This is a genomic window from Hydrogenophaga sp. YM1 (assembly GCF_016903055.1).
Lineage (GTDB): Bacteria > Pseudomonadota > Gammaproteobacteria > Burkholderiales > Burkholderiaceae_C > Hydrogenophaga > Hydrogenophaga borbori.
Map to the genome: position 1 here is coordinate 814,166 of NZ_CP070223.1, position 25,680 is coordinate 839,845.

18 protein-coding genes are annotated in these 25,680 nt (G+C 72.5%); 12 read left to right on the forward strand and 6 right to left on the reverse strand.

Annotation, left to right across the window (positions count from 1 at the left end; genetic code table 11):
- Window positions 1-74: 74 nt before the first annotated feature.
- The gene (locus JNX00_RS04020; RefSeq protein ID WP_204744161.1) at window positions 75-2,654 is read right to left on the reverse strand and encodes an ATP-binding protein; all 2,580 of its coding nucleotides are present in this window, start codon (window positions 2,652-2,654) and stop codon (window positions 75-77) included.
- An 82-nt stretch (window positions 2,655-2,736) separates the two neighbouring features.
- Between JNX00_RS04020 and JNX00_RS04025 the strand changes: the two genes are divergently transcribed.
- On the forward strand, window positions 2,737-3,486 hold the full coding sequence (locus JNX00_RS04025) for a response regulator transcription factor (protein ID WP_070401113.1): 750 nt from the start codon (window positions 2,737-2,739) through the stop codon (window positions 3,484-3,486).
- Window positions 3,487-3,507: 21 nt separating this feature from the next.
- On the opposite strand, the gene arsC is transcribed toward JNX00_RS04025, so the two are convergent.
- Window positions 3,508-3,933, reverse strand: a complete 426-nt coding sequence (gene arsC / locus JNX00_RS04030) for an arsenate reductase (glutaredoxin) (protein ID WP_070401114.1) — start codon at window positions 3,931-3,933, stop codon at window positions 3,508-3,510.
- 110 nt (window positions 3,934-4,043) lie between these two features.
- Between arsC and JNX00_RS04035 the strand changes: the two genes are divergently transcribed.
- The 11 genes from JNX00_RS04035 (at window position 4,044) to JNX00_RS04085 (ending at window position 20,859) form a co-directional block, all read left to right on the forward strand.
- Window positions 4,044-4,364, forward strand: a complete 321-nt coding sequence (locus JNX00_RS04035; protein ID WP_070401115.1) for a helix-turn-helix transcriptional regulator — start codon at window positions 4,044-4,046, stop codon at window positions 4,362-4,364.
- A gap of 61 nt (window positions 4,365-4,425) precedes the next feature.
- The gene (locus JNX00_RS04040; protein ID WP_070401116.1) at window positions 4,426-5,742 is read left to right on the forward strand and encodes a HipA domain-containing protein; all 1,317 of its coding nucleotides are present in this window, start codon (window positions 4,426-4,428) and stop codon (window positions 5,740-5,742) included.
- A 101-nt stretch (window positions 5,743-5,843) separates the two neighbouring features.
- Window positions 5,844-7,022, forward strand: coding sequence for a glycosyltransferase (locus JNX00_RS04045; RefSeq protein WP_204744163.1), 1,179 nt, complete (start codon window positions 5,844-5,846; stop codon window positions 7,020-7,022).
- 199 nt (window positions 7,023-7,221) lie between these two features.
- Window positions 7,222-7,611: a response regulator gene (locus JNX00_RS04050; protein WP_070401118.1), complete on the forward strand. Its 390-nt coding sequence runs from the start codon at window positions 7,222-7,224 to the stop codon at window positions 7,609-7,611.
- Between the two features lie 216 nt (window positions 7,612-7,827).
- Window positions 7,828-14,130 carry a PAS-domain containing protein gene (locus JNX00_RS04055; protein ID WP_204744165.1) on the forward strand — a complete coding sequence of 2,101 codons (6,303 nt, stop codon included), beginning with the start codon at window positions 7,828-7,830 and terminating at the stop codon, window positions 14,128-14,130.
- A gap of 120 nt (window positions 14,131-14,250) precedes the next feature.
- Window positions 14,251-15,444 carry an ATP-binding protein gene (locus tag JNX00_RS04060; RefSeq protein WP_070401120.1) on the forward strand — a complete coding sequence of 398 codons (1,194 nt, stop codon included), beginning with the start codon at window positions 14,251-14,253 and terminating at the stop codon, window positions 15,442-15,444.
- A gap of 132 nt (window positions 15,445-15,576) precedes the next feature.
- The gene (locus JNX00_RS04065) at window positions 15,577-16,578 is read left to right on the forward strand and encodes an ABC transporter substrate-binding protein (protein ID WP_083293358.1); all 1,002 of its coding nucleotides are present in this window, start codon (window positions 15,577-15,579) and stop codon (window positions 16,576-16,578) included.
- On the forward strand, window positions 16,575-19,226 hold the full coding sequence (locus tag JNX00_RS04070) for a PAS domain-containing protein (RefSeq protein ID WP_204744168.1): 2,652 nt from the start codon (window positions 16,575-16,577) through the stop codon (window positions 19,224-19,226). Before JNX00_RS04065 ends, JNX00_RS04070 begins: the two co-directional genes overlap by 4 nt.
- Complete coding sequence (locus JNX00_RS04075) at window positions 19,223-19,753, forward strand: response regulator (RefSeq protein ID WP_286850866.1); 531 nt, start codon at window positions 19,223-19,225, stop codon at window positions 19,751-19,753. The genes JNX00_RS04070 and JNX00_RS04075 overlap by 4 nt, the downstream gene beginning before the upstream one ends.
- A gap of 29 nt (window positions 19,754-19,782) precedes the next feature.
- Window positions 19,783-20,217 (forward strand): universal stress protein, encoded by a 435-nt coding sequence (locus JNX00_RS04080; RefSeq protein WP_116958491.1) that lies wholly within the window; start codon window positions 19,783-19,785, stop codon window positions 20,215-20,217.
- Window positions 20,218-20,352: 135 nt separating this feature from the next.
- Window positions 20,353-20,859 carry a hypothetical protein gene (locus JNX00_RS04085; RefSeq protein ID WP_139147149.1) on the forward strand — a complete coding sequence of 169 codons (507 nt, stop codon included), beginning with the start codon at window positions 20,353-20,355 and terminating at the stop codon, window positions 20,857-20,859.
- Between the two features lie 93 nt (window positions 20,860-20,952).
- On the opposite strand, the gene JNX00_RS04090 is transcribed toward JNX00_RS04085, so the two are convergent.
- From JNX00_RS04090 to cheD, 4 genes are all read right to left on the reverse strand, one after another.
- The gene (locus JNX00_RS04090) at window positions 20,953-23,232 is read right to left on the reverse strand and encodes an ATP-binding protein (RefSeq protein WP_204744169.1); all 2,280 of its coding nucleotides are present in this window, start codon (window positions 23,230-23,232) and stop codon (window positions 20,953-20,955) included.
- Complete coding sequence (locus JNX00_RS22315) at window positions 23,229-23,759, reverse strand: hypothetical protein (protein WP_239478254.1); 531 nt, start codon at window positions 23,757-23,759, stop codon at window positions 23,229-23,231. The genes JNX00_RS04090 and JNX00_RS22315 overlap by 4 nt, the downstream gene beginning before the upstream one ends.
- A 25-nt stretch (window positions 23,760-23,784) precedes the next feature.
- Window positions 23,785-24,882: a chemotaxis response regulator protein-glutamate methylesterase gene (locus JNX00_RS04100; RefSeq protein ID WP_070401126.1), complete on the reverse strand. Its 1,098-nt coding sequence runs from the start codon at window positions 24,880-24,882 to the stop codon at window positions 23,785-23,787.
- Window positions 24,883-24,999: 117 nt separating this feature from the next.
- Window positions 25,000-25,650, reverse strand: coding sequence for a chemoreceptor glutamine deamidase CheD (gene cheD, locus JNX00_RS04105; protein WP_116958538.1), 651 nt, complete (start codon window positions 25,648-25,650; stop codon window positions 25,000-25,002).
- Window positions 25,651-25,680: the final 30 nt, after the last annotated feature.

Consider the following 25,680-nt stretch of genomic DNA (forward strand, 5'->3'; position numbering starts at 1 on the left):
CGCCCGGGTGGCGGCATTTCACTTGCAACAGAGCGCGGGCAAGGGGGCGCCCCCCGGGGCTTGAGGGGAGGGGATCAGCGCGGGGCGCGCAGCAGCCGCTGCAGGACGGCGTCGAGCTCGCTCCAGCTCAACGGTTTGGCCAGCACCGCCTGCACACCAGCGGCGCTGGCACGCGCGCCGAAGTCGGTGCCGCCGTAGGCCGTGGCGATGATGGTCACCACGCCGGGCGACAGGCGCCGGCAGCGCTCGATCAGCTCCAGCCCGCCCAGGCGCGGCATGGCCTGGTCGCTCAGCACGGCGGCGAACAGTCCCGGTTCGGCCTTGAACGCCTGCCAGGCCAACTCGGCGTCGCTGAAGCCGCGCGGCTCGAAGCCGCGTTCGGCCAGGTGTTCTTCCAGCAAGGCCACGAGCGCGGGTTCGTCGTCGACCACCAGCACCACCTCGCCCTGGCCGGACCACGCGGCCTCTTCGGCGCTGGGCGCCGTGGGCGCGGTGGCGGGCTCGGGCAGCGGCAGGTACAGGGTGATGGTGGTGCCCTCGCCGGGCGCGGTGCGCAGGTCGATCGCGCCGTGCGCGTCGCGCACCGCGGCGTGTACGACGGCCAGGCCCAGGCCGGTGCCGCCCTGCGCGCTGCGCGTGCTGTAGAAAGGCTCGAGCAGGCGCGGCAGGTGTTCGGCGTCGATGCCGGGGCCGTCATCCTCCACCCGCAGGCCGAGCCAGCGGCCCGGGCGCAGGCTGCCTTGCCAGAGCACGCGCGGCTGGTCCACGGTTTCGCTGGACAGGCGCGCGCGCAGTGTGCCGCGATCGCCCACCGCCTGCACCGCGTTGCGCAGGAGGTTGAGCGCGGCCTCGAAGAAGGCCACGCCATCGCCCACCAGCTCCGGGTCCTCGGCGTCGAGGTCGAGCCGCGCCTGCACGCTTTCCGGCACGCCCTGCACGGCCAGGGTCCAGGCTTCCTGCACCAGCGCGCGCGGGCGGTAGGGCTGGCGCAGGCCCTGCCCTGTGCGGCCGAAGGCCATCATGCGCGCGACCAGGGTCTTGCCGCGCTCGCCGGCACTGAGCATGTGCTGCACGTGGCCGGCCAGCGCGCTGCCCTCGGGCACCAGCGCGCGCGCGCGTTCGCCGAAACCCAGGATGGCCGCGAGCACGTTGTTGAAGTCGTGCGCCACGCCGCCGGCCAGCGCGCCCAGGGCCTCGAACTGGCGCGCGCGCTGCAGCTGTTCGTCGAGCCGGCGCGCGGCCTCCGACACCGCCACCTCGTCGGACACGTCGTAGGCGGTGCCGGCCAGCAGCAGCAACTGCTCGCGCGCGTCGCGCAGGCCCTGGCCGCGCAGGCGCACGTGGCGCGGCGGCTGGCCGGGCGGCATCACACGCAGGGTGACGGAGAAGTCGCGCGTGCGCTCGCGCACGTGCGCGTCGATCGCCTCGCGCAGGCGGCGGCGGTCGTCCTGGCTCACGCGGTCGGGCCAGGACAGCGCGTGCGTGGCCGGCGGGGCGCCGGCGCTGGCGTCGAAGCCCAGTAGCTCGCGCATGCGCGGCGACAGGTAGTGGCGCTCGCTCGCCGGGTCCCATTCCCACAGGCCTTCGCGGGCGGCGGCGAAGGCGCGCGCGGCGCGTTCGCGCTGGCGCTGCAGGTCGCGCTGGCTGTGTTCGCGCCAGCGCTGTTCGCGCGCGTGGCGCAGGCTCAGCACGGTGGTGACCAGCAGCGCGGCGAGCGCGAAGCCGCCCACCAGCCAGGCCTGCAGGTGCCAGTCGGCCAGCACCACCTGCGTGTCGCGCGAGAGCACCACGGCCAGCGGGGCGCGCTGCATCGCATGGCCGGCCAGCAGCAGGTCGTGGCGCCGGCCGTCGTCGCCGGGACGGGACACGATTTGCGTCCAGGCGCTCACGCCGGCGGGCGGATGCAGCGTGCCGGCGCGCTCGGGCCAGCCGCTGGACGGATCGGATTCCAGCAGCGGCGTGCCGTCGATGCGCAGCACGCGCAGGCGCGCGTCGGGCGCGGGCGAGCGCCGCTCGAAGCCGCCGAGCAGCAGGGCCGTGTCGGCCGCCACCACGATCACCCCGCTGTGCCGCCCATGGGGCGTGGACCAGGGCATGGACAGCGGGATCCAGGGCGTGTCCTGCCCGGGCCACACGGTGGGCGCACCGATGTGGGCCGAGCCCGGCGCGGCGGCGAGCGCGCTGAGGAAGTAGTCGGCGCGCGCGTGCGGGGGCTCTTCCAGTTCCTCGTCGGCGGCCTGCAGCACATTGGCCTGGGCGTCGAGCAGCAGCATCTGGCGCGCGGCCGGCAGGGCGGCGGCGCGCGCGCGCAGCACGGCGCCGGCCACCACGGTGTCGGGCACCCAGGCGCCGCCCACGATTTCCTCGGCCGTGGCCTGCATCGCGGTCTGCGCGGCGGCCAGCGCGTTGTCGGCCTGGTCGGCCAGGGCAGCGGACAGGGCCGCGAGCATGCGCTCCTCGCTGTTGAGCACCTGCTGGCGCAGCGTGGCCAGGCCGACGCCCAGGCCGCCGGCGAGGCAGGCGGCGATCAGCACCGGCACGATGACGACCCGGTCGAACAGCAGCTCGCGCCAGCGCGGCGCGCGCGCGGCGGACGCGCCACCGTCGTCGAGCGAGAGCTCGCTGATCGGGGTGGGGGCTTGTTCGTAGGCCATGGGGCGGGGGTGGACGCTACCATCGACCATAGCGGATGCGGGCACGCGCCGCACCGTTCGCCACGACATTCCTCTGCCGCCGATGACCGACGACGCCCAGGCCAGTACCCACCCGCCGCACATCCTGGTGGTGGACGACGACCCCGCGCTGCGCGAGCTGCTGCAGGGTTACCTGGGCGAGGCCGACATGCGCGTGAGCGCGGTCGACAGCGGGCGGCGCCTGTTCGAGGTGTTCGACCAGGAGGCCATCGACCTGGTGGTGCTGGACCTGCGCTTGCCGGGCGAGGATGGGCTGGCGCTGGCGCGCCAGCTGCGCGAGCGCGCGCCGGTGCCGGTGATCCTGCTGACCGGCCGCGCCGAGGAGGCCGACCGCGTGATGGGCCTGGAGCTCGGCGCCGACGACTACGTCACCAAGCCCTTTAGCCCGCGCGAGCTGCTGGCGCGCATCCGCGCCGTGCTGCGCCGCTACCAGCCGCGGGCGCCCGAGGAAGGCGTGCGCGAGGACCAGCGCCGCGCCTTCCGCTTCGCCGGCTGGGAGCTGAACCTGCGCACGCGCCGCCTCACCGGGCCCGACGGGCGCAAGGTGGAACTGGGCAACAACGAGTTCAGCCTGCTGATGGCTTTCTGCGCCGCACCGCAGCGCGTGCTCAGCCGTGACCAGTTGCTGGAGCTGTCGCGCCTGCACAGCGCCGAGGTCTACGACCGCGCGATCGACGTGCAGGTGCTGCGCCTGCGCCGCAAGATCGAGGCCGACCACAGCAAGCCCCTGCTGATCGTGACCGAGCGCGGGGCGGGCTACCGGTTCAATGCCGCGGTGGAGACGCTCTATTGAACCGGGGGCCCCGCGCGGCGCTCAGCGCAGGCGCCGGCCCTGATCGTCCAGCACGGCCTCGCCGTCCGACTTGACGAAGGCCTTCTTCGGCGGCTCGGGCAACAGGTCCAACACGCGCTCCGACGGCCGGCACAGCCGCGTGCCCAGGGGCGTGACCACGATGGGGCGGTTCATCAGGATGGGGTGGGCCTCGATGAAGTCGAGCAGTTGCTCGTCGCTCCAGTGCGGCTGGTCCAGGCCCAGCTCGGCGTAGGGCGTGCCGCGCTCGCGCAGGATGTCGCGCACGCCCAGGCCCATGGCGGCGAGCAGCTCGCGCAACTCCTGGCGCGTGGGCGGTGTGTTGAGGTATTCGATGACCTTTGGCTCGACGCCGCAGTGGCGCATCAGCGCCAGGGTGTTGCGCGAGGTGCCGCAGGCGGGGTTGTGGTAAATCTGATGCCCGTTCATGATCTATAAAACTATCTTCTTTGAATAAAAGCTACTCAAATCAATCATTTTGGCTTGATAGTCTCAAAAAGCTAAGTTAAATTGGCTTTTCATAAAAAATGATCGCTTATATGAGCATTTTGGACGAGCTGGAAGCCGCTCGCAAGGCCAGCGGTCTGACGCAGGCCGAGCTCGCCGAGCGCGCCGGCGTGAACCGCATGACCGTGGGCCGGCTGGAGGCCGGGCTGGACCCCCGCCTGTCCACCCTGCAGGAACTCGCGCGCACGCTCGGGCTGGAGCTCATGCTGGTGCCGCGCGAGCTGCGCCCCGCCATCGACGACTTCGTGCGCGCGGGCGGCCGCCTGATGGCCCAGCCGGCCGGCGTGGGCGCGCCCAAGTCGGTGGTGGACCTGCTCGCGGTGCCCGAGCCCGCGCCGGGCAAGTCGCGCTGATGGCACCGCCCGGCCCGCCGAAAGGGTTCGCGCCGCCGCGCGCCGCGCGGAGGGCCGCCCTGTGAGCACCGCCATCCGCTACCTGCGCCTGTACCTGCACCTGCCGCAGGGTGGGCGGCGCGGCATCGGCCACCTCTCGCGCTACGGCGACATCCTGCGGGTGTCCTTCGACGAGGACTACATTGCCGATCCGCAGCGGCCCACGGTGTCCATGAGCCTGCGCGGGGTGAACGACGCGCAGACGCGCCAGATCCTGTCCGCGCCGCGCGACGAGCGCCTGGTGCGCGTCGACGGCCGCTGGCCGGTGTTCTTCCAGAACCTGCTGCCCGAGGGCCACAACCGCGAGCGCCTGGCGCGCCAGCGCGGCTGCGACGTGGACGACGAGTTCGAGCTGCTCGCCGCCGCCGGCCACGACCTCATGGGCGCGCTGGAGGTGGAGCCGCCGCCCGCGCACCAGGAGATACCCCAGGCCGTGCGCCACTGGCACACCGCGCTGGGGTTGGACGTGCTGGAGCCCGGCTTCGTCGAAGACCCGGTGGAGGACGCCACCGCCTTGCCCGGCGTGATCGCGAAGTTCTCCGCCGTGCAGGACGGCCGCCGCTACGTGGTGCGCCGCCACGGGGCGGCCGGCGAGTTCATCCTCAAGCTGCCGACCAGCCGCCACCCCGACCTGGTGCGCAACGAGGCCGCGGGCTACCGCCTGTGCGCCGCCCTGGGCCTGCGCACGGCCGAGGCCCGGGTGATCGCCCGCGCCGAAGCCGATCTGCCCGAGCGGGTCCCGTTCGAGGAGATCCTGGCCGTGCGGCGCTTCGACCGCCAGGACGGCCGGCGGGTGCACATGGAGGAGTTCGCGCAGGCCCTGGGCTACGCGCCGCGCGCCAAATACGGCCGCGGCATCCGCGAGGACTACGGCCGCATGCTCGCCGTGCTCGACCGCTACTCCAGCGCGCCGGTGCCCGACGTACGCGAGTTCTTGCAGCGCTTCGTGGCCTTCGTCCTCATGGGCAACACCGACGCCCACCTGAAGAACTGGGCCCTGGTCTACCCCGACGGGCGAGAGCCCCGCCTGGCGCCGCTGTACGACCCGGTCTGCGTGAGCGCGCTGTTCGAGGCCGTGCCCGAGCCCGACTACGGCGTCAACCGCGGCATCGACGCCAGGCTGCGAGCCTTCGGCTGGGACGCGCTGCGCGAGCTGATCGCCGCCGCCGGCCTGCCGCGCCCCGGCGCGCTTCTGCGCGTGTGCCGCGACACCGTGCGCCGCGCCCAGGCCGACTGGCCCGCCCTGCTGGCCGAGGCGCCCGACAGCGTGCGGCGCAGCGTGAGCGAGCGCCTGCAGGGCGGCGTGGCGCTCACGCGCGAATCGCCCGGCTCTGCCTGAACGCCCCGGCCGAGGCCGTCACCACGGCGTCGCCCGGACGTCACGCCACTGTCGCCTGACCTTCATAGCCTGTTCGCTTCGCCACCACGCGCGGCAGGCCCATGACCCAGGTCGATCTCATCTACTTCAACGCCGGCGGCGGCCACCGCGCCTCCGCCCTGGCCCTGCAGGGCGTGCTGAACGAACTGCAGCTGCCCTGGACCGTGCGCCTGGTCAACCTGTTCGAGGTGCTGGACCCCTCGCAGAGCTTTCGCCGCCTCACCGGCAGCGCACCCGAGGACTGGTACAACCGCCGCCTCGCGCGCGGCTGGACCCTGGGCATGTCGCAGGAACTGAAGCTGCTGCAGGCCGTGATCCGCCTGGCCCACCCGACCCTGGTGCGCCGGCTGCGCGCGCATTGGGCCGCCACCCAGCCCGACCTGGTGGTCTCGCTCATCCCCAACTTCAACCGCGCGCTCTACCAAAGCCTGGCACTGGCGCGCCCCGGCGTGCCCTACGCCACCGTGCTCACCGACCTGGCCGACCACCCGCCGCGCTTCTGGATCGAGCGCGGCCAGCCGCAGCATTTCATCTGCGGCACGCCGCGCGCGCGGGCCCAGGCCCTGGCGGCCGGCCACGCGCCCTCGCGCGTGCACGCCACCAGCGGCATGATCCTGCGCCCCGGCTTCTACGGCCCGCCCGTGGCCGACCGCGCGGCCGAACGCGCGCGCCTGGGCCTGGACCCGCATCGGCCCACCGGCCTGGTGCTGTTCGGCGGCCACGGCTCGCGCGCCATGCTGGGCATCGCGCGGCGCCTGCCGGACGTGCCGCTGATCCTGATGTGCGGCCACAACCAGGCCCTGGCGCGGGCCCTGGCCGGGCTGCCGGCGCGCGCGCCGCGCCACATCGTGGGCTTCACCCCGGAGGTGACGCGCTACATGGACCTGGCCGACTTCTTCATCGGCAAGCCCGGCCCCGGCAGCGTGAGCGAGGCCCTGCAGCGCGGCCTGCCGGTGGTCGTTGCCGACAACGCCTGGACCATGCCGCAGGAGCGCTACAACGCCACCTGGATCCGCGAGCAGGGCGTGGGCCTGGTCTACCGCCGCGCCGCCGGCCTGGCGCCGGCCGTGAGCGCACTGCTGGCCGACCTGCCGGCCTGGCGCGAGCGCGTGCGCGGCCACCACAACCGCGCCTTGTACGAGGTGCCACAGATCCTGGCCGGCATCCTGGGGCGCGCCCCCGCGAGGCCCCGGCCCGCCGAGCGCGGCGCGGCGGGCCCTGCGTCTGCCGCCGCCCGCTGATGTGGCCGCGCGGAAAGCGGGCGCTCACATGGCGGTGCGTCGACGCCATGGCGCCCTGAGCCCGTGGCGGGCCAGGCCGCGCGCGGCGCGCCATCCCGACCTCCCGATCCACTGGGGTGTTCGGGCCGCGCATTGTGTGCGCCCTGACGCGGCGCTTACAGTTGCGGTTGTTTCCCGTTCGTGCCCCCTTGGAGATTCGATGCCCCGCCGCGTGATGATGGTCGACGACAGCGACAGCGATCTGCTGTTCACCCGGCTGGCGCTGCAGCGCTGCGGCGTGCCGTGCGAGGTGCTGGGCTTCGAGCGCGCGCAGGACGCGCTGGACCACTTGGCCGCCTCGCCCGACCACGGCGTCGACCTGATCCTGCTGGACATCAACATGCCCGTGATGGACGGTTTCGCCTTCCTAGAGGCCTTCGAGGCGCTACCGCCCGCGCACCGGGGCAGCGCCGTGGTGGCCATGCTCTCGTCCTCCTCCGATCCGGCCGACCGCGCGCGCGCCGGCGGCTTCCACAGCGTCAAGGGCTACCTCACCAAGCCGCTGGGCAAGGCCGAAGCGGCGGCCGTGCTGCAGGACGTCGCGGCCTGAGCCCGCGGCCGGCCGGGCGCGCCGCCGGGCGAATTGCCCCGGGGAATCCCTTCATTTCGCGCGCCGGGCGCCGACATCCCTCGTTAGCATGCTTTGCGTGCGCCCCCCGCGTGGGCGCCTCAGGCTGACAACACCGCGACCGCCAGCGCCAGGGCCCGCCGGGTCCTCACGCGGGCGGTTCGCGCAACAGGGCCCAGGGCCCGAAGGACACCGGATTTGGACAAGGTCGCTCACGACGCGCCGCACCGCTGGGCTTGGGGGCTGTGGATTGCCGGTGTGCTGCTGTGCGCGGCCGTCGCCGCCGCCTGGACGCAGGCCGAGCGCGCCGAGAGCGTGCAGGAGCGCCTGCGCGAAGAGGCGGGCCAGCTCACGCAACGCCTGCAGGACCGCCTGAGCCGGATCGAGTACGGCCTGCGCGGCGCGCGCGGCGCCGTCATGGCCGCGGGGGGCGATGCGATCACCCGCCGCGGCTTCGAGGCCTACATGGCCACGCGCGACCTGCCGCACGAATTCCCGGGCGCGTTCGGTTTCGGCTTCGTGCGCCGCGTCGGCGTGGACCAGAGGGACGACTTCCTCGCCCAGGCGCGGGCCGAGGGGCCGGCGGACTTCCAGGTGCGCGAGCTCGGGCCCAACCCGGGCGAGGCCTACGTGACGCAGTACGTCTACCCGATGCCCGCGAACGCGCACGCCATGGGCCTGGACCTCGCCTCGGAGCCGCTGCGCCGCGCCGCCGCCGAGGCCGCCGCGCGCGAAGGCCGGGCGCTGCTGAGCGCGCCGCTCAGCCTGAAGCAGCCCGGCGGCCAGCCCGACCACGGCCTGCTGTTCCTGCTGCCGGTCTACCGCGGCCTTGACCCCGGGGCCGGCGACCGCGAGCGCCGCTGGCGCGACACCGTCGGCTGGGTGGTCGCGCCCCTGGTGATCAAGGAGCTGGTGGCCGAGCTGATGCCCGCGTCGCGCGACATCGCCGTCACGCTCGCGGACGGCGGCGACCCCTCGCCGCTGTTCGACGCGCGCGACCCCACCGGCGGCGCCACCGTCGCCAGCCTGGACAGCGGCTTCGACGCCCACGGCCGCCGCTGGACGCTGCGGCTGCAGGCCACGCAAGCGCTGCAGGCCCACCTGCCCGGGCCCACGCCCGTCGGGGCGGCGGCCATCGTCGCCTTGATCGGCGCCGGGCTCGGCGGCCTGGTGCTGGCGCTGCGGCGCTCGCGCCGGGCCATGGACTGGATCGCCGCGCCCGGCCGCTCCGGGGCGCGCGCGCCGCGGGGGCCGATGGATTTCGTGCGCAGTCCCTTGTTGCGCCGCGGCGCCCTGATCGGCGCCGTGCTGGCCCTGATCAGCCTGGCGGTGAGCTACCACGCCGATTTCAACCAGGCCATGGACCAGTCGCAGCGCCAGCTCGAGGCGGCGGCGCGGGGCTTCGCCGACAACACCCAGGCCCAGCGCGCGTTCCGCCGCAAGTCGGTGCAGTTCCTGGGCGGCTCGCCGCCGCTGCAGGGGCTGGTGCGTGCGCGGGAGAACGGGGGCATCGACCCCGAGGACGCCTCGACCGAAGACCAGTGGAGGGTGCGCCTGCAGGAGACCTTCGAGCGCTACATCGACACCTCGGCCGATGTGTTCCGCGTCAGCCTGCTGCTGGCCGGGCCGAACCCGCGCGAGCTGGTGCGCGTGGAGCGCAATGGCCTGGGCGTGGAGGCGGTGCCGCCCGAGCGCCTGACGGATGCGCTCGATGAGCGAGAACTGGGCGACACGCGCTGGGTCGCGCCCGGCATGGTGTTCGTGCACGACATGGCCTTGCACCGCGAGAACGGCGCGGTGGTGTTGCCACGCCGCCCGGTGGCGCGCTACGCCACGCCGGTGTTCGATGGGCGCGGTCAGCTCTTCGGCCTGGTCGTCATCCACGTCGACCTGGATCGCGCCGTGATGCAGTTCCCCTCGCGCTCGCCCGAGGGCGCCTTCTTCGTGCTCACCAACGCCGCCGGCGACTACCTGCGCCACCCCCAGCGCGACCGCGAGTACGGCTTCGACACCGGCCAGCGCCAGCGTTGGCAGGACGAGTACGTGGCCGTCAACCCCTACCGCGCCGGCGGGCCGCCGCGCTGGCAGGGACCCCAGGGCCTCATGCTGGTGGGCCAGGCCGAATTGCGCGGCAACCCCAACAGCGACATCGGCCTGCTGCGCTTCCTGGTGGTGATGCCGCAGGAGCACGTGGCCGAGGAAGCGCGCCTGGCCGCGCTGCGGCAGTTGCCCCTGGTGCTGCTGGCGCTGCTCGTCGGCCTGGCGCTGATCTACCTCTACTGGGTCAACGGCAGCCGCAGCGACGAGGTGCGGCGCCAGCGCCTGCGCCTGGCGGCCATCGTCGAGCAGACGCGCGACGCCATCATCGGCCTCGATCCGGAAGGCCGCGTGACCTCCTGGAACCGCGGTGCGCAGGCGCTGTTCGGTTACAGCGCCGAGGAGGCCGCCGGCGCCACCATCGAATCGCTGCTGGTGCCCACCGACGATGACGGCGCGCAGGTGCAGGCCCAGGGCGAGGACGGCGCCGGGGACACGCCGCGCATGGAGCGCTGGTTGCGAACCCGCAGCGGCCAGCGCGTGGAAGTCTCCATCACGCTGTCGCCGATCCTCGATGCCGGCGGCGAGCCGGTGGGTACCGCCGCCATCGTGCGCGACATCACCGATGAGCGCGCGGCGCAGCGCGAGGTGGTGGAGCTCAACACCAGCCTGGAACAGCTGGTGCGCGAGCGCACCGCCAGCCTGTCGCGCGAGCGCGAGCGGCTGCAGAACATCCTGCGCGGCACCAACGCCGGTACCTGGGAGTGGAACGTGCAGACCGGCGAGCGCCTGTACAACGCGCGCTGGGCCGAGATGGTCGGCCTCACGCTGGACGAGCTCAACACCATGGGCCCGGGCGCCTGGCAGCAGCTGATCCACCCCGACGATATCGATCGCGCGCGCGATATGCTGCGCCGCCACTTCCTGGGCGAGATCGCGCAGTACGAGTGCGAGGTGCGGCTGCGCCACCGCAACGGCTACTGGGTGTGGATCCTCGACCGCGGGCGCGTGAACAGCTGGACGCAGGAGGGCGAGCCGCTGTGGATGTACGGCACGCACCGCGACATCACCGCCGCCAAGGAATCGCAGCAGCGCCTGGCCGCCAGCGAAGCCCTGCTCAACCGCACGGGCCGCGTGGCCGGCGTGGGCGGCTGGCAGTACGACGTGGTCGACGGCACGGTGGTCTGGACACCGCAGATGTACGCCATCCACGAGGTCGGCATCGAGTTCGCGCTGGACCCGGCGACGCCCCTGAGCTTCTACGAAGGCGAGGCCAAGCGCGAGCTGCTCGACGCGCTGCGCGCCGCGCGCCGGCGCGCCGAACCGTTCGATATCGAGCTGCCGTTCCGCTCGGCCAAGGGCCGCGAGCTGCGCGTGCGCGTGGTGGGCGAGCCGGTGCAGGACTTCGACGGCAAGGTGGTGCAGATCGTCGGCGCCATGCAGGACGTGACCGATCGCCACCTGATGCAGGCCGAGCTGATGCGCGTGAACGCGCTGCAGCACAGCATCCTGGAGAACATGCCCTGCGCGATCAGCGCCTTCGACGCCGATCTTCGGCTGGTGGCCTGGAACAGCGAGTTCGTGCGCCTGCTCGAACTCGACGCCCTGTTCGCGCGCGGCGTGCCGGGCTTCGAGGACATCGTGCGCTTCAACGCGCGCCGCGGCGAGTACGGCGAGATCGACGTCGAGCCCACCATCGAGCGCCTGCTGGCCAACGCGCGCAGTCCCGTGCCGCACCGCTTCGAGCGCGTGCGTCCCGACGGCACGCCGCTGGAGATCCGCGGCACCCCCATGCCGGGCGGTGGCTTCGTCACCACCTACATGGACATGAGCGAGCGCAAGCGCGCCGAGCAGAGCATCGCGCGCACCGAGGCCCTGCTGCGCGGCGCCATCGACTCCGTGGACGAGGCCTTCGTGCTCTACGACCTGGAGGACCGCCTGCTGCTGTGCAACGAGAAGTACCACCGCCTGTTCGCGCATGTGGGCGACCTGCTGCAACCCGGCACGCCGTTCGAAACCATCATCCGCGCCAGCTTCGAGCGCGGCCAGGTGCTCGACACCGGCGATGACCGGGAGAAGTGGGTGGCGCAGCGCATGGCCCATCACCGCGCGGGCAACAGCGTGTTCCTGCAGCGCCTGCGCAGCGGGCGCGTGGTGCGCATGATCGAGAACCGCATGCCCGACGGCCACATCGCCGGCTTCTGCATCGACATCACCGACCTCGTGCACGCCACCGAGGCGGCCGAGGCCGCGTCGCGCGCCAAGGGCGAGTTCCTGGCCAACATGAGCCACGAGATCCGCACGCCGCTGCACGCGGTGATCGGCCTGTCGCACCTGCTGGCCGACACGCCGCTCACCGTGCGCCAGCAGCAGCTGCTGGCCAAGTCGCAGATGGCCAGCCAGTCGCTGCTGGGCATCGTCAACGACGTGCTGGACATGGCCAAGATCGAGGCCGGTGCTTTCACGCTCGAAGAAGCGCCTTTCAGCCCCTCCGTGCTGCTGGCCGAGCTGGACGCGGTGTTCCGCCAGCAGGCCGAGGCCAAGCGGCTCGCGCTCACCGTGCGCGCCGCGCCCGATCTGCCGGCGCGGGTGAGCGGCGACGCGCTGCGCCTGCGCCAGGTCTTCACCAACCTGCTGGGCAACGCGCTGAAGTTCACCGCCGAGGGCGGGGTCGAGGTGGGCCTGGGGCTGGTCTCGTCCGGTGGCGGCACCGTGCGCCTGCGCGGCGAGGTGCGCGACAGCGGCGAGGGCATCGCGCCCGAGGTGCAGGAGCGCCTGTTCACCCCGTTCTCGCAGGCCGACGCCTCCACCTCGCGCCGCTACGGCGGCACCGGCCTGGGCCTGTCCATCGTGCGCCACCTGGTCGAGATGATGGGCGGGCGCATCGGCGTGCAGAGCGCGCCCGGCCAGGGCAGCCTGTTCTGGTTCGAGGTGAACCTGCGCGAGGCAGAGGCCACGCCCTCGGCGCTGGCGCCGCTCACCGCCCCCAGCGGCGCGCTGGAGGTGCTGGTGGTCGACGACGTGCCGGCCGAGCGCCAGGCCCTGGTCGACATGGCGCGCGCCTTCGGCTGGCGCACCGAGTCCTGCGAATCGGGCGAGGCCATGCTGCACTGGATCGAGGGCCGCCTGGCCGCCGGCCAGCCGCTGCCCGACGCCCTGCTGGTGGACTGGCAGCTGCCCGGCATGAACGGCCTGCAGTCGCTGGCCGCGCTGGCCGAACGGCACGGCCTGCTGCGCCTGCCGGCCGCGCTCATGGTGTCGGCCAGCGACCGCGAGCGCGTCGCGCGCGAGGACCACCTGCGCCTGGCCGACGACATCCTCACCAAGCCGGTCAACGCCTCCGTGCTGTTCAACGCCGTCAACCAGGGCGTGGTGGCGCGCCACGGCCACAGCCGGCGCGTGCTGGACGCGCAGCGCCACACCGCGCCCGAGACCGTGCAGCGCCTGGCTGGCACGCGCGTGCTGGTGGTGGACGACAGCGAGATCAACCAGGAGATCGCGCAGCACATGCTGGAGCGCGAGGGCGCCAGCGTGTACCTGGCCAGCAATGGCCGCGAGGCCCTGGCCCTGCTGCGCGACGGGCCGCACTTCGACGTGGTGCTCATGGACGTGCAGATGCCCGAGATGGACGGCCTGCAGGCCACGCGCGAGATGCGCGCCGATCCGAACCTGCGCCAGTTGCCGGTGGTGGCGCTGACGGCTGGCGCGCTGGCCGAGGAGCGCCGCCGCGCGCTGGACGCCGGCATGGACCGCTTCCTCACCAAGCCCATCGACCCCGACCAGCTGCTGGAGGTCGTGGCGCAGGCGCTGGCGGGCCCGGACGGGGCCGTGGCGCCCCCGAGCGCGCCGGCGCCGCTGGCGGCCGTGGCCGATCACTGGCCCGAGATCGACGGCATCGACGGCGCGCAGGCGCACCGCCGCCTGGGCGGCGACGTGGCGCTGCTGCGCCGCAGCCTGCGCCGCCTGTTCGACGAGTTCGCGCCGCTGGCCGAGGAGCCCCTGCCCGCCGCCCTCGCGCCCGACGCGCGCCAGGGGCTGGCCGCGCGCGTGCACAAGCTGCGCGGGGCGGCCGGCCTGGTCGACGCCCTGGCCCTGCACCGCCATGCGGGCGTGGTGGAAAACGCGCTGCGCGACGGCCAGCCCGCGCAGTCCCTGCAGGCGCCCTGGCGCGAGCTGCAGGCCAGCCTGCGCCGCCTGCGCCTAGCGGCGGGGGCCTGGCTGTCGCAGGCCGGGGCCGCCGCGCCCGGCGACAGCGCCGAGCCGCCCGCCAGCGACGAGGCGCTGCGCCGCCTGCACGAGCTGCTCGCGCGCCACGACCTCGACGCCCTGAGCCTGTTCGACACCCAGGGCGCCGCGCTGCGCCGCCGCCTGGGCGAGGCACGGGCCTCGGAACTGGAAAACCACATCGGCGCGCTCGACTTCGCGGCCGCCGCCGAGCTGCTGCAGCGGGAGCTGGCCACATGAACGACGCACGGCCGCCCGAAGGCGTTCGCACCGCAGCGCGCCGCGCGGAGGTTTTTCTATGAACGACGCACGGCCGCCCGAAGGCGTTCGCACCGCAGTGCGCCGCGCGGAGGTTCTGTTATGAACGACGCCATGAACGACGCCGCGTTGCCCGACATCCTGATCGTCGACGACGACCCCGGCATGGTGCAGGTGCTGGCCAAGGCGCTGCGGCCCCTGGGCCGGCTGCGCTTCGCCATGCACGGGCAGGACGCGCTCGAGCGCATCGCCAGCGCCGTGCCCGACATCGTGCTGCTGGACGCCCAGATGCCCGGCCTCTCCGGCTTCGACGTGCTCGACGCCATCAAGGCCAACCCGGCGCTGGTCGACCTGCCGGTGATCATGGTCACCAGCCACGCCGAGGCCGATTTCGAACAGGCCGGCCTGGAGCGCGGCGCGGCCGACTTCATCGCCAAGCCCATCCACCCACCGGTGGTGCAGGCGCGCGTGCGCACCCAGCTGCGCCTAAAGCAGGCCAACGACCAGCTCCGGCAGATGTCGGCCGCCGACCGCCAGAACCTCGCGGTGGCGATGGTGGAGCTGCGCGAAAGCCACGCCAGCCTGCAGCGCACCGCCGACGAGCTGCGCCAGGCCAACGACAGCCTGGTGCAGTTCGTGCGCATCGCCTCGCACGACCTGCGCGAGCCGCTCAACACCATCGCCCAGTTCGTGGGCCTGATCGACGAGGACCACAGCGCCCAGCTGCCGCCCGAGGCGCAGCGCTACATGCGCCTGGTGCTGCGCGCCAGCGCGCGCATGCGCACCCTGCTCGATGACGTGGTGCGCTACGCGCGCCTGCAGGCCGGCGAGACCGACGAGCCCACCCTGGTGCCGCTGGACCGCGTGATGGCCGAGCTGCGCGACGCCCTGGCCGCGCGCATCGCCGAGACCGGCGCCGAGCTCCACATCGACCCGCTGCCCGTGGTGCCGGGGCACGCCAGCCTGCTCTCGCTGCTGTTCCAGAACCTGCTGACCAACGCGCTGAAGTTCGTGCCGCGCAACCGCGCGCCCCGGGTGAGCGTGAGCGCCTGCCTGTCGGACGGCCGCGTGAAGGTCTCGGTCGGTGACAACGGCATCGGCATCGCGCCCGAGCACGCGGGCCGCCTGTTCCAGCCCTTCCAGCGGCTGAACCTCAAGAGCGAGTACGAGGGCACCGGCCTCGGGTTGGCGGTGGCGCGCCAGGTGGCCGAGGCCCACGGCGGCACGATCGCCGTGCGCCCGAACGCGGGCCAGGGCGCGGTGTTCGAGGTGCTGCTGCCGCTGCCGCCGGCCTGACCAGCGCCACGCGGGCGTCGGTGGAAAGTACTCGCGTCGGGCGCCCGCGACGCCTGCGTATCTTCCCTAGCGAGATTTGTTTCAGAAAGTGACAAGCTCGGCCGACAATGCGGGCTGATACGGAAGCGGGGCATGAACGATCAGGGTGGCCGACACACGAAAACCTGGCTGGCGCGCATGGGGCGCGCCGCTGGCTGCGCCGTTCTCCTGCTGCTGGCGGGCTGCATGGAGGTTCCCCAGCCGCCCCTGGCCGTGGGCACGAACATGCGCGTGGGCGCCGATCCGCTGGTGCTCGCGCGCGAGCGGGGCCTGGTGGACCCGGGGCGCGTCAAGGTGGTGGAGCTGGCCTCGGGTTCGGAGGTCCAGCGCGCGCTCAACAACGGCCTGCTCGACGCGGCCGCGCTCACGCTGGACGAAACCCTGCGCCTGGTGGACGCGGGTGTGGACCTGCGCATCGTGGCCTTGCTCAATGCCTCCCAGGGCGCCGACGTGGTGGTGGCGCGGCGCGACATCCAGTCGCCGCGCGACCTGCGCGGCGAGATGGTGGCCGTGGAGGACACCTCGGTGGGGGCCTTCATGCTGCAGCGCATGCTGGGCAAGACCGGGCTCACGCGCGCCGAGGTCCGGGTGGTCAACCTGGAGGCCAACGCCCACCTGGACGCCCTGCGCGATGGCCGCGTGGCGGCCGCGGTGAGCCATGCCCCGCTGTCGGGCGCGCTGATCGCCGCCGGCTACCGACCCATCTTCAGCAGCCGCGCCATCTCGGGCGAGGTGGTCGACGTGATGGTGGTGCGCGCCAGCGTGCTGCGCGCGCGCCCGGAGGCGGTGGATGGGCTCCTGCGGGCCTGGGCCGCCGGGCTGGCCGAGGTGCACGCCGATGCCACGCGCGCCGCCGCCGCGCTGTCGCCCGGCACTGGCCTGAGCACCCTCGAGTACGTGGGCGCGCTGCGGGACGTGGCCTTCATGCCGCTGGACGTGTCGCTGGAGCAGCTCACCGGCCCCTCGGTGGCGCTGGAGGCGCGGGCGCGCTCGGTGGGCGGCGCGCTCATGGACGTGGGCCTGCTGCGCCGCATGCCGCTGCTGGTGGATCTGGTCGACACCTCGGCCCTGCGGCGCGTGGTGGGGCACCCGTGATCGGACAGGCCGGTCGCTGGATGCCGCAGGGCCGCTGGCTGGTGCCGCTGCTGCTGGCGCTGGTCGCGCTGCTGACGGCCGGCACCAAGTACGTGGTCGGCATGCGCCAGGTCGAGGCCGAGGTGACCGAGGCCGAGACGCGGCGCCTGCGCGAGCGGCTCACCGTGGAACAGAGCCGGCTGAACCTGCAGGCCGATCCGTCCAGCCTGCCGTTCGCGCGCGGCGTGGTCGGCGGCCTGGGCCTGTACAAGGGCATGCGCGCGGCCTGGCTGCTGCGGCCCGACGGCCAGGTGCAGGCCTCGCTCACGCGCGCCGACGTCGGCCGCGACTTCACCGAGGTGGCCGCCGCCCGGCCCGAACTGCTCTACCTGGACACCCTGCCGCGCGGCGCGCTCGACCCGCTGGCCATCGTGCCGCGCTACTGGGTCGGTGGCCAGGAACTGGTGGGCGCGGTGCCGCTGAGCAATGGGCGCCGGCTGGTGGTGCTGGTCGACATCACCGTGCCGATGGCGCAGCGCCACGCGGCCTTGCGCGAGGCGATGCTGCGCGAAACCCTGCTGCTGCTGGCGCTGGCCGGCGCGCTGGGCCTGGTGCTGCACTTCGCGTGGTTCCGCCGCGCCGAGCACCTGGCCCGCTCGCTCACCGACATGGGCGAGGGGCGCCTGCAGGCGCGCGCCGGCCTGCAGGGCTTCGACGAGTTGGCCTTGATCGGCGCCGCCGCCGACCGCATGGCCGAGCGCCTGGAGAGCGACCAGGCGCGGCTGCAGCACCTGCACGCCCTGGTGGACCGCTCCCCGGTGGTCGTCATCGAATGGGCCAATCAGCCTGGCTGGCCCATGACCTACCTCAGCCGCGCCGTGGCGCAATGGGGCTACGAGGCCCAGGACCTGCTGAGCGGGACCATCGACTGGGACGACCTCGTGCACCCGGACGATGTCGAGCGCATGAACACCGAGATCGCGGCGCACTGGGCGGCCGGCCGGCACGAGTACCGCCAGGAATACCGGCTGCGCCGCGCCGACGGCGTCTACGCCTGGATCGACGACCGCACCTCGATCACGCGCCGCCCCGACGGGGAGATCGACAGCATCAGCGGCATCCTGCTCGACATCACCGCGCAGAAGGAGGCCCAGCTGGCGCTGCGCGAGCAAAGCGAGGTGCAGCGCCTGTTCTACGAGCTGCCCTTCATCGGCATGGCGATCTCCGACCCCGACAGCAAGCGCTGGCTGCAGGTGAACGACCGCCTGTGCGAAATCCTGGGCCGCCCGCGCGAGGAAGTGCTGCGCATGAGCTGGGCCGAGATGACACCGCAGCCCGACCGGGAACGCAACATCGAGCGGTTCGAGGCCCTGCGCGCCGGCCACATCGACAGCTACCAGCTGCAGAAACGCTTCGTGCGCGGCGACGGCGGCATCGTGCACGTGGAGCTCGACGTGCGCCCCCTGCGCCTGGCCGACGGCAGGCTGCACCGCCTGTTCGCCACCATCCAGGACGTGACCGGCCGGCTGCGCGCCAGCGAGGCGCTGAACGAGCAGAAGGGCCTGCTGGAACAGGCCGAGGGCCTGGCCGGCCTGGGCAGCTGGCGCTTCGACATGGCCGACGGCCGGGTGTGGTGGTCGGAGCAGATGTTCCGCAACATCGGGCGCGACCCGGCCCTCGGCCCGCTGCCCACGCTGGACGCCTACCTGGACTGCATGCACCCTGAGGACCGCGACCGGGTGCGCAGCTTCATGCAATCGCCGGCCGAGGGCGACGGTGTGGCCCACACCGAATTCCGCCGCCACCCGGGGCTGGGCGAAGAGCGCTGGTTCCGCGCCAGCGTGGCGCGCCACCGCGCGCCCGAGGGCAGTGGCTGGCGCTACTCGGGCACGCTGCTGGACATCACCGCCCTCAAGCGGGCCCAGCTCGACCTGCAGCGCACCAACGCCGAGCTGGAGCACCGCGTGCGCGAGCGCACCGAGCAGCTCAGCGCGGCCAACCGCGAGCTCGAGGCCTTCACCTACACCGTCTCGCACGACCTCAAGGCGCCGCTGCGCGGCATCGACGGCTACAGCCAGCTGCTGGAGGAAGAGGCCGGCCAGCGGCTGAACGAGGAAGAGCGCGGCTTCGTGCGGCGCATCCGCCGCGGCGTGCAGCAGATGAGCGAGCTCATCAACGACCTGCTGGATTACTCGCGCATGGAACGCCGCGCCATGGACCCGCAGCCGCTGGACCTGGAGGCCACGGTGCGGCGCGTGCTCGACGAGTTCGGCGCCGACATCGAACGCAGCCGCGCCGAGGTGCGGCTGGCGCTGCCGCCGCTGAGCCTTCGCCTGGACCGCGAGGGCATGGCCGTGGTGCTGCGCAACCTGGTGGGCAACGCGCTGAAGTTCGCGCGCGCCGGCCAGCCGCCGCGCATCGAGCTCGGCGCCAGCCCCGTGGAGGGCGGCCACCGGCTCTGGGTGCGCGACCACGGCGTGGGCTTCGACATGAAGTACCACGACCGCATCTTCGGCATCTTCCAGCGCCTGCAGCGCGCCGAGGACTACCCGGGCACCGGCGTCGGCCTGGCCCTGGTGGCCAAGGCCGTGCAGCGCATGGGCGGCCGCGTCTGGGCCGAGAGCGTGCCAGGCCAGGGCACCACCTTTTTCCTGGAGTTCCCCGCATGAACAAGGACCCCCACGCTCCGCCGTTTCACGGGTCGTTGCCCCCCGAGGGGGCTGAGCCGCCGGGGGGCGGCCCGGCGGCGGCTCGCACCCTCAAGCGCCCCGGTCCCTTGCCGCCCATCCTGCTGGTCGAGGACAACCCCATGGACCTGGACCTCACGCTGCGGGCCTTCAGCAAGCGCCAGTTCGCCAACCAGATCCAGGTGGCGCGCGATGGCGAGGAGGCGATGGCCTGGCTGCCGCGCTGGGAGGCCGGCGAGCCCATGCCCGCGGTCATGCTGCTCGACATCAACCTGCCGCGCATGACCGGACTGGAGGTGCTGCAGGCCTTCAAGCGGCACGAACTGGCGCGCCGCATCCCGGTGGTGGTGCTCACGTCCTCGCGGGATGACCGCGACCTCGGGAAGGCCTACGATCTGGGCGTGAACTCTTACATCGAAAAGCCAGTCAGCTTCAACAAGTTCATCGAGGTCGCCGGGCACATCGAACTGTACTGGTGCGTATTCAACGAGCGCCCCTACCGGCCCTGAGGCCGGCCGGTGCCAGCAAGGAGACGGTCATGTTGCGCATCCTCATTCCCATCGACGGTTCGCCCGCTGCCATGGCGGCCGTGCGCCATGTGCTGTTGCTGGTGGGCCGGGGCCTGCGCGCGCGCTGCGTGCTGGCCAATGTGCAGGCCGGCGCCAATCTGTACGAAATGGTGGTGGCGCGCGACCCCGGTGTGCTGGACCGCGTGGCCGAGGAGGCCGGGCGCGACCTGATCAAACCCGCGCAGCAGCTGCTGGGCGCGGCCGGCGTGGCCGTGGACGTGGAGGTGGTGCACCAGGGCGACGTGGGGCCGGCCCTGCTGGACCTGGCCGAGCGCCACGGCGTGGACGCCATCGTGGTGGGCGCCGGCGCGCCGGGCCTGGCCGACCGCGTGCTGGGCTCGGTCACGCTGGACCTGGTGCAGAACGCGCGCGTGCCGGTCACGGTGGTGCGGGTCGAGGGCTGAGGCCGGGCCGCGCACCGCCTGTCGCGGCGCGGCCAATCGCTAGAAAAGCCCCTCAAGTCACCCCCAATTCCGCCGATAGGGTGTTCAGAGCGCCGGGCTTGTCTGCGCCCGGCGACCGAATCATTGGGGGTGCCCATGATCCCGTCCCAACCGACTTCTTCCGTTTCCTGGTCCAGCACGGCCGCGCCGGTGGCCGCCTCGGTGCCCGCCGTGGTGGCGGTGGCGCCGTCGGCGCCGGCCGCGCGCGACACGCAGGCCAGCCTGCAGCAGGGGCCGGGCCGCCAGCCGCCCCAGGCCTCGGCGCGCGCGCCGGCGGTGGACACCGCGCCTGGCGAGCCGGTGCGCCAGGCCACCGAACTGGCCCTCAAGCGCGAGGCCGAGGCGCAGCTGCGCGCCCAGGAGCTGGAGCGTGCGCGCCTGCGCCAGGAGGCGCAGCGCGACACCGTCGAACAACTGCGCCAGACCCTGCGCCAGGTCTGGGACGCCAGCGCCACCGTGGTGGAGCAGGCGCTGCAGCGCGAGGCCGACGCGGCGCGCGCCCCGGAGGCCGCGAGCGCGGCGCGCTCGAAATCGCTCGATGCCTACGAAGGCCCCGCCGTGGCGCGCGACCCGGCCGGCAGCCACGTGAATCGGCGGGTCTAGTACCGCCCCGCGCGCGCGGGCCGTGTCCGGCCGCGGCGCCTTGGGCCGCCGCCCCACTGCCTTCCTCTGGCCACCGCGCTTGCGCGCCCGGCTTCAGCGGGTGGTGAGTTCCTCGGTCTCGGTGGGGGGGAAGGTGTGCAGGGCCGCCTGGGTGTCGCGCACGTCCTCGTCCAGTGTCTCGCGCAGGGCCCCCAGGGCGCGCACGTCGCCTGCCGTCCCGGCCTTCTCGAGGCGCGCGGCCACGTTCGCCAGGGCCTTCAGGCCCAGCAGCATGGCCGAGCCTTTCAGCCGGTGCGCGTGGTAGACGACCTGGGCCACGTCCTCCGCATTCAGCGCGGCCTGCAGTTCGGGCACCGTGGCCTCCTCCCCTTCGAACAGCATGTCCAGCAGTTCCAGAAGGGTTTCGCGGGGCATCATGGCGGCCAGTTGGCCGTAGATGTCGGCATCGATCAGCTGATGCGGTTCACGTCCCGCGCGCGGCAGGGGCATCAGCGGCGCGGGCTGGGTATCGGCGGCCTCGCCGAGCAGGCCGCAGCGGCGCAGGGCGCGCCGCAGATCGGCCTCTTGCAGGGGCTTGGGCGCGAACTGTGTGACGCCGGCTTCGGCCGCGAGCTTGCGCGTGTCGTTGACCACATCGGCCGTCACCATGATCACGGGCACCTGCCCGGCCTCGCCAGGCAGCAGGCGGATTTCGCGCGTGGTGGCGATGCCGTCGAGCACCGGCATGTGGTAGTCGAGCACCACGGCATCGAAGCGCTCGTTGTGCAGCAGCTGAAGGGCCTCGAAGCCGTTCTCGCAGAACACCGCTGCATGGCCCATGCGCTCGACCAGCAGATTGAGGTACTTCAGATTGACCGGGTGGTCTTCCGCCACCAGCAGCCGCAGGCGGCGAATGGGGGCGCGGCGGCGGTTTTCCCACGCCTCATCGTCCTCGAACGGCACGCCGCGGGCGGCCTCGGCCGGGGCCTCGGTGCGCGGCAGGCTGAGCGTGACCACGAAGACCGACCCCTGGCCGGGCGTGCTGCGGACCGTGATGTCGCCACCCATCATGCGCGCGAGCGTGCGGGAGATCTCCAGGCCCAGGCCCGAGCCGCCCACGCGGCGGCGCAGCGAGTTGTCGGCCTGGTAGAAGCGGGTGAAGAGCTGGGCCACCGTGGCCTCGTCCATGCCGATGCCGGTGTCCTGCACCGTCATGCGGATGCCGTCGGGCAGCGAAGTGTCGGGCTCCAGGATGGCCTCGATGCTGCCCTGGGCCGTGAACTTCACCGAGTTGTTGACGAGGTTGAGCAGGATCTGGCGCACGCGCGTGGCGTCGGCCGTGACCCAGGGGGGCAGGCGCTCGTCGCACAGGCAGCTCAGGGCCACGCCCTTGTCGCGCGCCAGGGACTCCAGCAGGCTCACGACCTCGTCGGCCATGGCCGGCAGGTTCACCGCCGTGGGCGACAGCTTGAGCGTGCCCGATTCGATGGTGGACACGTCCAGGATGTCGTTGACCACGCTCAGCAGGTGCAGGGCCGAGTCCGAGGCCGTCTGCACGAAGTCGCGCTGCTGGCCGCTCAGGCGGGTGTCCTCCAGCAGCTTGAGCATGCCCAGAACGCCCTGGAAGGGGGTGCGGATCTCGTGGCTCATGTTGGCCAGGAACACGCTCTTGGCGTGGTTGGCCGCCTCGGCCTGGTCGCGCGCTGTGGCGAGCTCCTGGCTCAGCTGCTGCAGGCGCGCGAACTGGCGGGACTGTTGGCGGATGTGGCGCACCAGCAGCGCCACGAACAGCAGCATCACGCCCACCTGCAGCCCGGCCAGGGCGATGAGCAACAGGCTTTGGTGGCGCAGCTGCTGGTTGCGCTCATCCACGAAGCGGGCCACCGCGCGGTTGGCCGCCTGCGTCAGCTCGGCCAGCAAGGGGCTGAGGGCGGTCGCCCGGGTGTGCAGGCGGTCGAGCGCGGCGCTGTCCTTGAGCAGGGCATTCGGGTCCTTGAACGCGGGCTCCGCCTCGCGCTGGAAGCCCTCGATCTCTTGCAGCACCGCGCTGAAGCCGGGCCAAGCGTCGAGCAGGTCGCGACGGGGAATGTCGCTGAGCAGCCGGATGCGGCTGAGGAACACCTCGTAGCGCTCGCTCAGGTCGTCGGGCGGCACCTCGGGTGAGCCGTCCATGGCTTCCAGCAGCACGCCATCGAGCCGGGACAGCTCGCGTTCGAGCTGGTAGGCCTGCCACATGATGGAGTCGACCTGGCGCGTGTCCGTGTCCTGCAGCATCTGCCACTGGCGCCACTGGATGAGGCCCAGGGGGATGAGCGTGAGCGCGAGCAGGGCGATGACCACCAGGCTCCATTGCCGCATGCCCCAGGCGGCAAAGCCTTTGGGCGGGCTGTTCATTCGATGCTCATGCGCTTGAGTTGCCAGATCGAGCGCTCGTAGTAGGTGGAGGTGCGCAGCTCGGCCTTGTTGTCGAATGGGTAGACCACGAACAGCGGCCCCTTGTCCCGCACCGCCATGGGCTGGTCGTCGAGCAGGCGGGCCACGATGGCGCCCTGTTCCTTCGCATCCGCGACCGGAATGCGGATGGTGTAGTCGTTGATCGCGGTCGCGCTGACCGTGCCGCCCTGGGCCTTCACCGCGTCCAGCAGGTCGGACAGCAGCGGGCCGGTGAACTTCACGGGCCGGTCGTACCAGGGCGTGCGGGTGGTGAAGCTGTGCTGGGGCAGCGCTTCGAGCATGGCCATGTCGAACACCGCGTCCTTGCCCTTGTTGGGCTGACCGATGTGGCCGCTGATGGTGAGGATCACCCGGCCCTTGGGCTCGGGCAGGCCGTCGGCGCTGGCCAGCGGCGAGAGGGTGGTCAGCGCGGCCGCCAGGCCGAGCCCGAGCGCCAGGCGGCGCGAGCAGGAGGTGAGACGGAACATGGGGGCTCCAGGGTATGCATTGGCATCAGATGCGATGACGCACACCGGCTGGTGCGTTCGCGAGGCGGGCCAATACCGCCGGCGCGATCTGGTTGAGCGGCAGCACCTCGTGCGCCGCGCCGTGCTGAATGGCCATACGCGGCATGCCGAAGACCACGCAGCTGGCCTCGTCCTGCACATAGTTGTAGCTGCCCGCGTCCTTCATTTCGCGCATGGCGCTGGCGCCGTCGGCGCCCATGCCGGTGAGCATGATGCCGATGGCGTTCGGCCCGATCACGCGTGCGGCGGACTTGAACAGCACCTCCACCGAGGGCCGGTGGCGGTTCACCGGTTCGGTGTCTTCCACCACGGCCACGTAGTTCGAGCCGCTGCGGTCGATGCGCAGGTGGCGTCCGCCTGGCGCGATGTAGGCGTGGCCGGGCAGGATGCGCTGGCCGTCGCGCGCCTCGGCCACGCTGATCTTGCACAGACCGTCCAGCCGGGTGGCGAAGCTGGTGGTGAAGCCCGGCGGCATGTGCTGGGTGATGACGATGGCGGGCGCGTCGGCCGGCATCGGCACCAGCACTTCGCGGATGGCCTCGGTGCCGCCGGTGGAGGCGCCGATGCAGATGATTTTCTCGGTCGACAGGCGCGGCAGCGGCACGCCCGGGCGTGCAGGGGCGGCGGCGCCAGCGCCGGTGGTGTTCGGCGCGGTGGGCGCGGGCGCGCTCAGGCGGCGCACTTGCGCGGCGGCGGCCACGCGGATCTTGTCCACGATGTCGCCCGCGAGCTCGCTCAGGCCCTGGCTCACGCCGATGCGCGGCTTGGCCACGAAATCCACCGCGCCCATCTCCAGCGCGCGCAGCGTGATCTCCGCGCCCTGTTCGGTCAGCGTGGACACCATCACCACCGGCATGGGGCGCAGGCGCATCAGGCGGGAGAGGAACTCCAGCCCGTCCATGCGAGGCATCTCCACGTCCAGCGTGATGACGTCGGGGTTGAGCTCGCGGATCATCTCGCGCGCCACCAGCGGGTCGCTCGCGGCGCCCACGCATTGCATGTCGTGTTGGCGATTGATGATCTCGGCCAGCAGGCTTCGCACCAGCGCCGAATCGTCCACCACCACCACTCTCGTCTTGGCCATCTCAAACTTCCTCTCGAAGACCGGTACCTGGCCCAGGGGCACCGAGGAACCGGCTTTGCCGGGCCTCGGGTGTCGCCCCTTTGAGGGGGGACGCGCGAAGCGCGGCGGGGGTGCGTGTCAAAAAAGATCGATGGAACCGCCGGCGGTGCTCTTGACCACGGCGGCCGCGCTGCCCTTGCGTTCCTGCGTTTCCAGCGTCTCGGGCTGGGCATGGGCCAGTCGCTTGACCATGGCCTTGCCCGTCACCGGGAAGAAGCAGACCTTGCGCGGGTGGATATCCAGCACGTCCTTGGATACCACGGCGATGCGTTCGGTCTGCAGGTAGTCGAGCACGAATTTGGTGTTGCGCTCGCCCACGTTCATGGTGGTGAAGCTGCTCATCACCTGGCCGCCGCCGAAGACCTTGGCCTGCATGGTCTCGCGCCGCGCGCCGAGCTTCATCATTTCGTTGATGAGCAATTCCATTGCGTACGAGCCATAGCGGCCGCCCGAGTCGCTGCCGCCCTCGGGCAGCATGAAGTGGTTCATACCGCCCACGCGCACGGACGGGTCCCAGATGCAGGCGGCGATGCACGAGCCGAGCACGGTCATGATGACCAGGTCCTCGGTGCTCACGTAGTACTCGCCGGGCAGCACCTTCACCGCGTCGCTGCGGAAGTGCGGCTCGTGGAAGAAGAAGGAGGCCTCGCCTGGCTTGGGCGTGCGCGCCTTGAGTTGGTCCACGCGCGAGACCACGCCAGCGGCCGGCGTCACGCGCGGCAGCGCCATCTTCGACAGCGGTGTCAGGGGCGTCAGGGG